At 65.4% G+C, this 12,841-nt stretch carries 11 protein-coding genes; 4 read left to right on the top strand and 7 right to left on the bottom strand.

The window, feature by feature from the left end:
- Window positions 1-15: 15 nt before the first annotated feature.
- From EYF70_RS11075 to EYF70_RS11060, 4 genes are all read right to left on the bottom strand, one after another.
- The gene (locus tag EYF70_RS11075; RefSeq protein WP_131145449.1) at window positions 16-2,331 is read right to left on the bottom strand and encodes a xanthine dehydrogenase family protein molybdopterin-binding subunit; all 2,316 of its coding nucleotides are present in this window, start codon (window positions 2,329-2,331) and stop codon (window positions 16-18) included.
- A gap of 9 nt (window positions 2,332-2,340) precedes the next feature.
- Window positions 2,341-3,327: an FAD binding domain-containing protein gene (locus tag EYF70_RS11070; protein WP_131145448.1), complete on the bottom strand. Its 987-nt coding sequence runs from the start codon at window positions 3,325-3,327 to the stop codon at window positions 2,341-2,343.
- Window positions 3,324-3,899: a 2Fe-2S iron-sulfur cluster-binding protein gene (locus tag EYF70_RS11065; RefSeq protein WP_131145447.1), complete on the bottom strand. Its 576-nt coding sequence runs from the start codon at window positions 3,897-3,899 to the stop codon at window positions 3,324-3,326. Before EYF70_RS11065 ends, EYF70_RS11070 begins: the two co-directional genes overlap by 4 nt.
- 308 nt (window positions 3,900-4,207) lie before the next feature.
- Window positions 4,208-4,768, bottom strand: coding sequence for a YdeI/OmpD-associated family protein (locus EYF70_RS11060; protein ID WP_131145446.1), 561 nt, complete (start codon window positions 4,766-4,768; stop codon window positions 4,208-4,210).
- 430 nt (window positions 4,769-5,198) lie between these two features.
- On the opposite strand from EYF70_RS11060, the gene nhaA reads away from it, so the two are divergent.
- From nhaA to EYF70_RS11040, 4 genes are all read left to right on the top strand, one after another.
- Window positions 5,199-6,413: a Na+/H+ antiporter NhaA gene (gene nhaA, locus EYF70_RS11055; protein WP_131145445.1), complete on the top strand. Its 1,215-nt coding sequence runs from the start codon at window positions 5,199-5,201 to the stop codon at window positions 6,411-6,413.
- Between the two features lie 172 nt (window positions 6,414-6,585).
- Window positions 6,586-6,945: a ribonuclease E inhibitor RraB gene (locus EYF70_RS11050; RefSeq protein ID WP_131145444.1), complete on the top strand. Its 360-nt coding sequence runs from the start codon at window positions 6,586-6,588 to the stop codon at window positions 6,943-6,945.
- A gap of 188 nt (window positions 6,946-7,133) precedes the next feature.
- Window positions 7,134-7,355 (top strand): hypothetical protein, encoded by a 222-nt coding sequence (locus tag EYF70_RS11045; RefSeq protein WP_131145443.1) that lies wholly within the window; start codon window positions 7,134-7,136, stop codon window positions 7,353-7,355.
- 101 nt (window positions 7,356-7,456) lie between these two features.
- Complete coding sequence (locus tag EYF70_RS11040) at window positions 7,457-7,765, top strand: putative quinol monooxygenase (protein ID WP_131145442.1); 309 nt, start codon at window positions 7,457-7,459, stop codon at window positions 7,763-7,765.
- Between the two features lie 186 nt (window positions 7,766-7,951).
- Here the strand turns inward: EYF70_RS11040 and EYF70_RS11035 are convergent, their stop codons facing one another.
- The 3 genes from EYF70_RS11035 to EYF70_RS11025 all read right to left on the bottom strand — a co-directional run bounded on the left by EYF70_RS11035 (window position 7,952) and on the right by EYF70_RS11025 (window position 12,535).
- Complete coding sequence (locus EYF70_RS11035; RefSeq protein ID WP_131145441.1) at window positions 7,952-8,335, bottom strand: VOC family protein; 384 nt, start codon at window positions 8,333-8,335, stop codon at window positions 7,952-7,954.
- 259 nt (window positions 8,336-8,594) lie between these two features.
- Window positions 8,595-9,785: a PEP-CTERM sorting domain-containing protein gene (locus EYF70_RS11030; protein WP_131145440.1), complete on the bottom strand. Its 1,191-nt coding sequence runs from the start codon at window positions 9,783-9,785 to the stop codon at window positions 8,595-8,597.
- A 38-nt stretch (window positions 9,786-9,823) separates the two neighbouring features.
- A complete protein-coding gene (locus EYF70_RS11025; RefSeq protein WP_131145439.1) occupies window positions 9,824-12,535 on the bottom strand; it encodes a TonB-dependent receptor in 2,712 nt (903 codons plus the stop codon).
- Window positions 12,536-12,841 lie beyond the last annotated feature (306 nt).

The raw sequence follows: 12,841 nt of genomic DNA, 5'->3' as shown, positions 1-12,841 counted from the left end.
ACGGCAGCCGGTGCGTCAGCCCAGCAGTTTGTCGAGCGTGGCCGGCAAGTCGCGCACGCGGGTTCCGCAGGCGTTGTAGAGCGCGTTGACCACGGCGGCGGCGGTACCGGTGATGCCGATCTCGCCGATGCCGCGCGCGCCGGCCGGGGCATGCGGGTCGGGAAGATCGGTCCAGAGCACCTCGATCGGCGGCACGTCCAGGTGCGACGGCACGTGGTAATCCCACAGGCTGGGATTCATCACACGGCCGTTGCGCGGGTCCGACAGCGTTTTCTCCATCAGCGCCATCCCCAGGCCCATGATCATGCCGCCACGGAACTGGCTGGCCGCCGTCTTCGCGTTCAGGATGCGGCCGCAATCGAAGGACCCCAGCAGCCGGGTCACGCGCGGCTCGCCGGTGACCGCGTTGACGCGCGCTTCGCAGAAGATCGCGCCGGTCGAGTGCATCGACCAGTGCCGCGCTTCCAGCGGCGGCGCGGCCTGTCCCTCCACCTGCAACTCGTCGCGGCCGGCGCGGGCCAGCAGTTCCGCATAGCTGGCGCGGCGCAAGCCGTCGCCCGCCTTGCACAGGCCACCTTCCAGCCCGCGCACCTCGTCGAAGTGCAGCCCGTCGAGCGGCGTGCCGTGGCCGCCCAGGCGCAGCAGGTCGGTAAACAGCGCGCGCAAGGCGGCAATGACGGACGCGCCGATCGCCGCCGTCTGCTGCGAGCCGCCGGCCAGGATCGTGCCCGGCATGGCCGAGTCGCCATACGTCACCGTCACGTTTTCCAGGGGCACGCCGAGCCGGGCCGCGACCAGTTGCGCCTGCACGGTCGCGGTCCCCATGCCCATCTCGTGGGCGGCCACTTCCACCCGCACGCGGGCTTCGCGCTTCAGGGTGATGCGCGCCGCGCCGCCACCCATGCGGTAGTAAGGATAGGTGGCGGTGGCGCAACCCATGCCGATCCACCATTCACCCTCGCGCCGCATGCGCGGCCTGGCTTGCCGCTGCGCCCAGCCGAAACGCTCGGCGCCCATCCGGTACGCTTCCACCAGGTGGCGCGACGAGAATGGCGCGCCCGTGGTGGGGTCCTGGTCCGGCTCGTTGCGGCGCCGCAGTTCGATGGGATCGATGCCCATCCGTTCGGCCAGTTCATCCACCGCGCACTCCAGCGCGAACGAGCCGACCGCTTCGCCCGGGGCACGCATGAAGGTATTGGCGAGCATGTTCATCCGCACCGCCTCCACCGACAGCTTGAAGCTGCCGGCGCTGTACAGCGACTTGGCCGGCATGATGAACGGTTCGGCCAGGCCGTTATGGGGCGACATCGCCACCATGCCGGTGTGGACCAGGGCCGTGAAGCGGCCATCGTCCGCCGCGCCGATGGCCACGCGCTGCTCGGTCAGAGTACGCCCGCCGGCCACCCGGTACACGCCTTCGCGCGACAGCATCAGGCGCACGGGCCGGCCGGCCAGTTTCGACGCGGCCGCGGCCAGCACCTGGTGCTGCCACAGCAGCTTGCCGCCGAAGCCGCCGCCGACGAAGGGCGACGTCACGCGCACCTGCTTTTCCTCGATGCCGAACGCCTGCGCCAGCGACCACGCGGTGTGCGCCACCGCCTGCGACGCATCGTGCAGGCGCAATTCCTCGCCATCCCAAGCTACCGTGACGGCGTGGAGTTCGATGGCGTTGTGGTTCAGCCGGGGCGTGCCGTAGGCGGCGTCCACCCGGTGCGGCGACGCGGCCAGCGCGGCTTCCGCGTCGCCGATCCGCACGTCCAGCGGCTCGCCCATGAACGCCGCGGCCTCGATGCCCCGCGCCTTCGCGGCCGCTACCGACGTGGTTGCAGGCTCTTCGTGATACGTGACCCGGACCAGCGACTTCGCGTACTCCGCCTGTTCCTGCGTCTCGGCCAGCACCAGCGCCACCGGCTGGCCATTCCAGTGGATGGCATCGTCCTGGAACACGGGCAGGTCGTCGCCGTGCGCCGCCTTCGGCTGGGTGAAGATCATCGGCACGGGTTTGATGCGCGGCGCATTCCGGTACGTCATCACCAGCGCCACGCCGGGCGCCGCCTCGGCCGCCGCGGTATCGAGCGTGGCGATGCGGCCCCGCGCGATGGTGCTGTACACGAGCGCCGCATAGGCCATGCCGTCGAGCGCGAACTCGGCCGCGAACGGCGCCGCGCCACGTACCTTCACGGCACCGTCGACGCGCGATACGGGCGCGCCGATCAGCGCATGGCCTTCGGCGATCAGCGGGTCGGGAATGCCGCCGGGGATGAACGCATCGGGCGCCATCTCGACCGCCTTCTGCATCGCGGCCTGGACTCCTTTCTGAAGTATGCTCATCGCGGCTCCTCACGATCGGGTATCGACGAGACCACCCAGCACGGCCACGATGGCGCGGCGTACCAGGTCGATCTTGAAGGCGTTGTCGCGCAGCGGCCGCGCGTCGGCCAGTTCCGCGGCGGCCGCGACGGCGAACAGTTCCTCGGTGGCGGGCCGGCCCTTGAGCATGGCTTCGGCCGTCCACGCGCGCCAGGGCTTGTGCGCCACGCCGCCCAGCGCCAGCCGTACGTCGCGTACCACGCCGTCGTGGACGTCGAGCGCGGCGGCCACCGACACCAGCGCGAACGCATAGCTGGCCCGGTCGCGCACCTTGCGGTAGCCGGACCGGGCGGCGAAGACCAGCGGCGGCAGTTCGATGGCGGTGACCAGTTCGCCGGGCCGCAGCACTGTTTCGCGTTCCGGATGGTCTTCCGGCACCAGGTGGAATTCCGTCAGCGGCACCGTGCGCGCGCCGCCCGCCCCTTGCAGGTGGACGATGGCATCCAGCGCGGCAAGCGCCACGCACATGTCGGAAGGATGGGTGGCCACGCAATGCGGCGAGGCGCCCAGGATCGCATGCATGCGGTTGAAGCCCTCCAGTGCATCGCAGCCCTGCCCCGGCTCGCGCTTGTTGCAGCGCGAACCGTCGCTGTCATAGAAGTAGCCGCAGCGGGTGCGCTGCAGCAGGTTGCCGCCGACAGTGGCCATGTTGCGGATCTGCGGCGATGCGCCGGCGGTGATCGCGCGCGTCAGCAGCGGAAAGCGGGTACGCACGGCGCGGTTTTCCGCCAGCGCCGTGTTGGTGGCCGCGGCGCCGATCAGCAGGCTGCCGTCGGGCCGCTCGTCGATCGCGCCGGACAGTCCGGTGACATCGACCAGCATGGCCGGATGCTCGACCGTCTCGCGCATCAGGTCGACCAGGTTGGTGCCGCCGCCGAGGTACTTTGTCCCCGGCATATTGCCACGGGCCACCGCATCGGCGGCATCGGCCGCGCGGGCAAAGGCAAAGGGTGTCATCGCGGCTCCTTCGCATGGTGTTCCGTGACGGCGTCGACGATACCGTTGTAGGCACCGCAGCGGCACAGGTTGCCGCTCATCCGTTCGCGCACCTCATCGTGGCTGAACTCGACCACGTCCGCCGCCAGGTCGGCGGTCACGTAACTGGGCACGCCCCGCTTCAGCTCGGCCGCCATGCCCAGCGCGGAGCACAGCTGGCCGGGCGTGCAGTAGCCGCACTGGAAACCATCGTGCTCGATGAAGGCCTGCTGCAGCGGGTGCAGCGTATCGCCGGCGGCAAGACCTTCCACCGACGTGACCGAGCGCCCCTGGTATTGCACCGCCAGCGCCAGGCAGGACAGGATGCGGCGCTCGCCGTCCACCAGCACGGTGCAGGCCCCGCAGGCGCCCTGGTCGCAGCCTTTCTTGGTGCCGGTCAGGTGCAGATGTTCGCGCAGCAGGTCGAGCAGCGATACGCGCGGGTCGGTGGGCAGCGGCACCTCGGCGCCGTTGATGGTGAGAGTGGCTGGAACGAGGCGGCTTACCGGTGCGTGGGTAATGGCCGGATCGGCAACTGCGCTGGGGGCTGGCATCGGCGATTCCTTTCGGCTGGCGGTGGGAAAGACCGACGGGCGAAACCGCCGGTCATCGACGGACAACTACCGAGTGTAATGCCGCGAAAACGTTTGCGGCGCCACGCTGGGCCGGGGTAACGCGGCCTGGATGGGCCAGGGAGGGGCAAAACCAGCATCGGAGCGCAATGCCGGCAAGTTTGGGCGATGTGACTCTAGAGTTGGCGTCAGAGTGGCTGGTGTCGGACATTTTTTCCGGGCGCTTCCTCCGGAAAATGTGTCGGACACCTGTTTTCGCATGATGTTGCCAATTTCCTGGCGGGCTGTTTTCAGGTCAGTCGCCTGCCCTCGGCGCAAGCCTGCACCAGTTGCTCCAGCCGCTTGCTGCGCGTGTCTTCCCGCTTCGCCTTGGTAATCCAGTGCAGCAAGGTCTTGCGATAGCCGGGCGGCGCGGCCTGAAAGTACTCCCACGCCGCCTTGTCGCGCTGGAAGCGTTCGCGCTCGGCATCCGCCAGTTCGGGCATGTCGCTCCGCTCGTGCGCGTAGATGCCGGACTTCGCCTCGGTGCGCAGCGCGAAGGCCGCTTCACCAGCCGGTGTCATCTTTCCCTCGGCGCGCAGCTCGTCCACCTTGGCGATGTTCACCACGCTCCAGATCGACGACGCCTTGCGGGGCGTGAAGCGGATCGAATACGTCGCGTCGTCGATGCCCGTACGGCGGCCGTCGATCCAGCCGAAGCACAGCGCTTCATCGACCGATGCCGACCAGCTCATGCATGGCCGGCCCGAGCCGGCCTTGTGGAAACCGACCAGCAGTTCGGTCGCGCTGCCGGCGTGTTTTTCCAGCCAGGTACGGAACTCGCGCGCATCGGCGAAGAAAATTGGTGTCATGGCGTAGGGCTGTTAAGTTAAGCGTTACCCGAAACATTCAAAGCGCATGCATTCACCCCCAACGGCGAAGGCTGGGGTCAGACCCGCCGGGTCTGACCCCGGTATTTGCACTTGGGGTGTGTCTATCCAAGCGGTATTATTGTCTCTTCGCCATTATGCAGCGAACGCAAGGCCAAGCCATATCGCGGATCTGCGCGGTCGAGTCGACATGTAACGATTCCTGTCATTGATGTGCATCAGGACAAGGCTGGGTTATACTGCTTGCCGGGTGTTCGTACCGCAGGGGTACGGCAGGACATGCGTTGGTCGGGCCGCCGCGCGGCTTTCTTGCGACCACCATGACCATCCATTCTTTGCCGCACCGCCACGCCGTTCCCCTTCGTGCCGTTCCCCTTCGTGCCGTTCCCCCTCATGCAGCCCCGGAGGCCGCATGATCCGCGTCGAACGCAGCCTGTCCCGCACCTTCAAGGAATTCATTCAGTCGAGCAAGGCCGGCGGCATCGTGCTGATCGTCTGCACGCTGGTTTCCCTGTCGATTGCCAACTCCACCTTCGGACCAGCCTACCTGCACTTCTGGCACCAGGTCGTGGCCGGCCTGAGCGTCGAGCACTGGGTCAACGACGCGCTGATGGCCGTGTTCTTCCTGCTCATCGGCCTGGAACTGAAGCGCGAGCTGTACAACGGTGAATTGTCCGACCTGCGCAATGCCATGCTGCCGATGCTGGCCGCGGCCGGCGGCATCGCGGTGCCGGCCCTGATCCACTTCGGCTTCAACGGCGGCACGGCCACCCAGGCCGGGGTCGGCATTCCGATGGCGACCGACATCGCGTTCGCGCTGGGCGTGCTGGCCCTGCTCGGCAGCCGGGTGCCGGCCTCGCTGAAAGTCTTCCTGACGGCACTGGCCGTGATGGACGACCTGGGCGCGATCATCGTCATCGCGCTGTTCTACAGCACCGACCTGTCGTTTGTATATCTGCTGGGCGCGGCGGCCGTCTTTGCCGCGCTGGCGGCGATGAACCGGCTGCTGCGCGTGGCCGCCCTGCTGCCCTATCTGCTGGGCGGCGCGCTGATGTGGTTCCTGATGCTCAAGTCCGGCGTGCACGCGACCATCGCGGGCGTCCTGCTGGCCTTTGCGATTCCGTATTCCGCCAAGGAAGACGATGAGGCATCGCCGTCGCACCGGCTCGAACACTGGCTGCACAAGCCGGTGACGTTCCTGATCCTGCCGGTCTTCGCGCTGGCCAACACGGGCATCGTGATCGGCGCGGACTGGGCCACGGAGCTGATGAGCGCCAACAGCCTGGGCATCATCGCCGGCCTGGTGCTCGGCAAGCCCATCGGCATCGTGCTGTTCAGCTTCGCGGCGGTGGCGCTGAAGCTGTGCCGCCTGCCGCTGGACCTGGCCTGGCGTCACATCGCCGGCGCGGGCCTGCTGGGCGGGATCGGCTTCACGATGTCGATCTTCATCACCAACCTGGCGTTCGTGGGCCAGGCGGAGGTCATCAATGCATCGAAGATGGCCATCCTGGCGGCATCGCTGGCTGCGGGGCTCCTCGGCTTCGCATGGCTGAAAGCGAACGGTGCGCCGCTGGCCGGCGACCGCGATCCGGATACGATGGATTACGAATCGGGGCCGGCTTCCTGAGGGATGCCGGTCGTGTCGATGACGCCGCCTTGTTACCACACCAGGATGCTGACGAGGCTGGACGTCTGCCCAGCCCTCTGACGTTTCCTGATGGCAGCAGCATGGTAGACTGAACCATTGCACTCGGGTGGTCTCGGCAGCCCGGAACGCCATACACCATTCCCGGACAGTCATGATTACGCTCGCCCAGCTCGAAGACTTTTTTGCTGAAACCCGCCAAACCCGCGACTCGGGGCGCGCCAACTGGAACATCGATGAGGAATGTCGATGGTCCTATTTTTTCGTGGATGCCGACCGTCTGAAACTGCTTCCGATCGCCGAGCATCTTGGGCTGGCGGGCTACCAATTCGTGGGAACGCTCGATCCGGACGAGTCCGATGAAGACCCTGTTTTTTTCCTGCGCCTGGACCGGGTGGAAACGCATTCGCCTGCTTCGCTGGACCGACGCAATCAACAGCTTTACGGCATCGCGGCGGAGTTCGGCGTTTCAAGCTATGACGGTTTCGATGTCGGGGCCGTTGACGGGCCTTGAATGTGGCGCTGAACCCTGTCGCTCGCAGCCGCCGGGAACACGCGATGATGTCGGCTATGGCGCCGAGTTGTCATATGCTGCCCGGTTGGAACTGGCCAGAAGCGGCCTCTCGCCAGCAGCGATATCGAGCATTCAGGAGGGCTGGGTGATAAGCTGACGGCTCCACGCGTATTTTCCACGGAGCGTCCATGTCGAATCTTGAAAAGAAGTGGTGGTTCATTGGTACCGTGAGCTTTCTCACGGCGCTTGTTACGCTCCCGTTGCTCGACAGTGCCGGGATATTCCCGACAAGCGGAGCTGCTCAGGTGGTGATCGCCCTGATCTGTTTTCATACCATCTTCCGGCTACTCTCGACTGCCGCGCGGTTCGCTTTCCTGTTCGCGTTTCCGTCCAGTAAATTACTGGACTGATCTGGTACGACAGCGTTGGGCAGGCGTCCGCATGGTGCGTTGAACAACGCCATGATCTGGACTAGGCTGTAGGTCTCCCGGTGTCCAAAGAGAGGCCTGCCTTGATCGTCGAATACATACGTTACGAACTGAACAAGCACACCACCGCAGAGTTACTGGAAGCTTATCGCGCGGCTGCTTCTCATCTGAGAGAGGCGCCAGAATGTCTTGGCTATGAATTGTCGGTGCGGGATGATGCGCCTGATTTGTGCATACTGCGGATCACCTGGCGGTCGGCCGAGGCGCACATGTCACAATTCCGTCGCGGGCCGCATTTCCCGCCATTTCTCGAAATTATTCGACCGTTCATCGGCGAGATCGCGGAAATGAAGCACTACAGTATGTCGGATGTAACCTGGACCAGGCCGTAACGCCGACTTGCCACCAGTTGCGATCGGCTCCCCTGCACCAAGCTTCAGCTTCGCGTCGGAAGCTGACGATCGTGACCATTTCCGGATCGGAGCGGCTTGGGTCAAGCGCTAGCCGCACAACGCGAGTCGATGAGGTACTCGGGCGCGCAGGCTTCCCGCCACGCGCTGCCCGTTCAAGCGCGGGCACTAAGCCTGCCGCGTACTGATCCACCAGGATGTCCCGCCTGCATCGAGCACGCCGCCGCGCTTGTCGGGGTCTTCCTTGCGTACCGGGGCCTGCAGTGGTTGGGCCCCTGCGGCGAGCGCCTTGGCATACGTCGCGTCCACGTCGGGCACGTAGACATGCACGTGGGCGGGCCTCGACTCCCAGCCGGCGTTCGGATCCGACAGCATGACGACGGTGTCGCCGACGCGCACCTCCGCGTGGAGGATCGACCCGTTTTCGCCTGGATGGCGGTACAGCTCCTGGGCATCGAACACGGTTTTCATGAAGTCGATGGCCGCCGCCGCGCCGTTGACGACCAGATAGGGCGAAAGGTCGCTGTGGCCCTGTGGCTTGTATTCGGTCATGTTACGTCCTCTATCAAGTGACGGGAACGCACAGGATAGCCCAACGTTCGCAACGGGGGATGGACTGCTGGCATGAACTGCTGCGCTGACCCAGGAAGCCGGCGATGGTGTGGCTTGACCGGCCGCCCGGACGTCAGCCCGCAAGACCGGACATCCGACGATTCAAATGTTGACGGGTGCCCGGTAAACGCATGACGACGCTTGAACCGCTCGATGAGATCACTGCAGCCGAACCCGTCGTCCCGCGTTCACTGATGCATTATTGCCCGCGACGCATGCGCCGGCGCGCAGCCAGCGCCACTAATCCCACGGCCATCATCGCGTAGGTAGCCGGTTCGGGGACCGGCGACAACGTCACGACAAAGCCGCTACCGGTGTCATCCATGCCGTAAAAGGTTCTTCCGTCGGCCGAAACTCCAAGCGGCAGTGCCAGCGTCCGACCGCCAAGGTCCACCCCTTGGCTGGTGATGTAATCGGTCAGGCTGAGCATGCCCTGCCCTTCGATCCAGATGGTGCCTTGGCCAAAGACGGCGGGACCGAAGCCCCGGTCGTAGCCGACAATGATCTGGCCATCGGCCGAGATGCCGGTTGCCCCCTGGAAGTATGCCGTCGGGTCCAGATCACCCAGCCACTCCGTTTGCTGGGTGACCGTGTTGTAGCGCCAGGTCTGGCCGAAGCTGCCATCCCCGACGATCCAGTTGCCATCCGCCGATACCGCACCCGCCTCCTGCAGCGCGTTGCCCTGGCCATCGACCATATTGTGCAAGGTGCCGTTATCCCAGTAGGCACCGGTCCATTGCCCGTCCGGCTGCTCGACCCAGCCGGCGATGATGCTGCCATCATGGGAAACGCCGTTGGCACGTGACGAGCCCCCGATCGAGCCAAGGTCGGCCATGCCGCCGGCGGGAGTCGACGCGATCGCATGCGCAGTGGCGCCGCCGACCCACCCCAGGCCAACGACGGTCTTGCCATCGCCGGAGATATTCCAGCCGGAGCTGGCCGAGTTATCCAGGGTGCCGCCGATGCCGCCCAGTGTCGTCCACTGGCCGGTGCCGACCGAGTAGTAGCCCGCGTAGTTCAGGCCGTCGCTTCCGAAGGCAGAGCCGGAGATGCGTGATCCATCGGCCGACACGCTGGCCACCCCGCCTTGCCATGCCCCGCCGATGGACGTCACGCCGGTGGCAGCGGTCCACATGTAGTAAGAATCGTTGGCGACATAAGCGCCGATCACGCTGCCGTCGGCCGATGAACCCGAAACCGTGATGCCATACCCGAGATCCCAGAACTTCCCTGCCGCGTGAGCGCAAGGTGCGGTAACGCTACCAACAACAGCGGCTGCCGCGAGAGCAAAACGAACTGAAGCCTTCATGTGGTGAACCTCCATATCGATCGAGTCATGCTGGAATCGCCAGCTCGGGTAGGACAGCCAGACCCACTGCTGCTCGTGCAAATTCGCAACGAGCGACAGCGGGGCTGACCTGGTGCGGATTATTTGAACGAGTAGTCCAACGCGGCGTAGAACTGGCGTCCACGCGGATCGGTATAGCTGGGATCGTAGCCGACCGAGAAACTGAACAACTGGTTCGAGCGCGGTGGATTCTTGTCGAGCAGGTTCTTGATACCAGCCCGCAGCCTGAGCCCGGTGGTGATCCGATACGCGCCGGTCAGGTCCAGCAGGGAATAGTCCTTGACGCGATGGACCGACCCGTCGGCCAGCAGGTTCTGGTCGCGATAGCCGCTCAGGTAGGTTTGCTGCAAGGTGAGGTTGAGGGGCCCGCGTTCATAGTCCAGGCTCACCGTATGGCGCCAGCGCTGGACGATCTGGTCGTTGGTGTACACGCCCAGCGCGCTGATGTCGGGGCCGTCGTTCGCCTCGCGTGTCTTGTATTCGAAGACATACGTGCCGTTGAACCCGATGCCGAACCTGCCCACGTCGGTGGCCGGCAGGCGCCAGTTGATGCCCAGGTCGGCACCCGAGGTTTCCAGCGCGCCGATATTGCGCAGCCGCGAATCGATCGACAGGATCGGTCCCGGGATACCCGGCAAGGCCGGGTCGGGCTCGCCGCGGATGATGTAGGCGGCATTGCGCACCGGGTCGGTGAAGTACGAGCCTTCCGGCGAGACGATCACATCGGTCTTCTTGATGCGCCAGTAGTCCAGCGTGGTCGTGAGATCGCGGTACGGTTCGAGCACCAGCCCCACCGAAAACTGCTTCGATTCCTCGGGGCGCAGCGACGCCGAGCCGCCCCGGAGCTTATCCGGCTGCAAGCCGCAGTAATCGGGGTTGTCGGTGTTGTCGATCGCCCCGACCTGGATGCAGCCGAGCGGGTCGTTGTAGATGCCGTTGGCCTGGCCCAGCCGCACCGGTCCGTACAGGTCGGCAAGGGATGGCGCGCGGAAGCCGGTGCCGTACGAGCCGCGCAGTACCACCTGCTTCGTCGGATTCCAGCGGACCCCGATCTTGGGGTTGGTGGTCGAGCCCACGTCGTTGTAGCGGTCATGGCGCAGCGCCAGCTGCGCTTCCAGGCTTGCCAGCACAGGCAGGTTGAACTCGGCATACACGGCCTTGACATTGCGCCCGCCCGAGAACGGCGTGGCCTCGCCCTCGCCGCGGATTTCCCCGGCCGCCAGCAATGCCGAGGGCGTGAAGGCCATCTTCTCGCGGCGGTATTCAGCGCCGACCGCGACGGCAGCGTTGCCGCCAGCCATCGCGAACAGGTCGCGCGTGGCCTTGATATCGAACGAGTCGGTGGTGCCGCGCGAATGGCGTGCCAGGTCGTTGATCTTGGCCGCCGCCAGCAAGGCCTGGCCGTCGGGACCGGAGGGTCCGAAAGGATTGATGTTGCCGCTCGCGAACGCCGCGTCGAACAGCGAGGTCTTCACGTAACCGTCGACATATTTGTCGTCGACCTCGTTGACGCTGTGGTTGAGCGCCATGTCGTAGTCCCATCCCAGCGCGACGCCCTTGACGCCAGCGACCATGCGGGTGGCCGTCGCATCGATCTCGTTGGTGCGCGGCCCCCCTTCGGTCAGGCGCATGTTGACGACGAGCGGCGTCTTGTCGGTGGTGATCAGCGCATGGGGATAGTACTGCCCGGCCAGCGGATAGATCTCGCCCGAGACCGTCAATGCGCTGATGCGGTAGATGGTCGATGTCCTGTTGACGAGCAACTCGCCGTACAGGGTGGTGTCCTTGTCGAGCGCGAACTGGCCCCGGGTGAGCAGCGACGCGCGCTTCGACTCCGGGAAGAGTTCGGTGTCCTGCATGTAGTCGTACATGCAGGCCGCGGGCCCGACGAAGCTGTCCGGCGCATACACGGTGGCCGGCGGATTGCAGGTCGGCGCGCTGGGATTCAACCGCGGACCGGTGGCGGTGGTGCCATTCGCGCGCGTGCGGCGAACGTTCGCGGGAAAGGTATTCGAGCTGCCAGAGTCGAGATTGATATCGGGCTGGAAGGCCGAACCGATCCAGCTGCGCTGCGACGAGCGCAGGCTGCTGGTGTCCTGGTAATCGAGCACGGCCAGCACGTTGTAGCGATCGGTCGCCAGGTCGCCGATGCCGCCCGACAGGGTCGCCATCGCCTTGCGCGCGCCGCCGTGTTCGGTGTCGGCGTAGTAGGCGCTGGCGTCGACACCTTCGTAATTCCGGCGCGTAATGAAATTGATCACGCCGCCGATCGCATCGGTGCCGTAGATCGCCGAGGCACCGTCCTTGAGCACTTCGACCCGGTCGATCGCCGCCGACGGGATCGCGTTCAGGTCGACGCCGGCGTTGCCGCCAGGGGAGGCAAAGTTCGCCAGGCGCCGGCCATTGAGCAATACCAGCGTCGACGACACGCCGATGCCGCGCAAGTTGGCGCCATTGAAACCGCGCTGCCCGGCAATGTCGCTGAAACTGGCGCCGTCGGTCAGCGCGGCCGTGTTGGCGGACACTTTCGACAGCAGTTCGGCCGCCGTGGTGACGCCGCTCTTGTCGATATCGGCACGGGTAATCAGTTGCACCGGCAATGCGGTTTCGGCGTTGAGGCGCTTGATCGAAGAACCGGTGATTTCGACCCTTTGCATCGGTTGAACTTCCTGCGCGGCGGCCGGCAAGCCCAGGGAAGCCAGCAAGCCGGCGGTGGCGGTGACGCCGAAAGCCTGCAAAATACCGGCGGCGATACGCGTTGGAACCGGGCGGTTTCCGTACTGATATGACATTCAATCCCTCCAGGTGATTTCAATCGTAATGTTCTTGGATTTCCATTGCCTGCCACGAGTACCTTGACTGCCGGCGCGGGTCTTCGCCTCCACGGCGGCTCGCGGTTCCGGCGGCAATTAAAAGAAATATGTTCGCGACTAAAACGGGATTTGGCGAAGGCGGTCTCAAACGATGCGGGATCGGCCGCCGTTACCGGTGGCGATATATTCGCGAACGCTGGCGTCATGCGCGGTCATTCTCCGTGTCGATGTACAGGGATTCGCATCGATGTAGCCGATGAGCAGAGTTCCCGCTTTTACACTAGC

This window comes from Pseudoduganella albidiflava (genome assembly GCF_004322755.1).
In the GTDB taxonomy this organism is placed as follows: Bacteria; Pseudomonadota; Gammaproteobacteria; order Burkholderiales; family Burkholderiaceae_D; genus Rugamonas; species Rugamonas albidiflava.
Note: the sequence above shows the minus strand (reverse complement) of the source record. Positions and strands in the feature narration are given on the sequence as shown.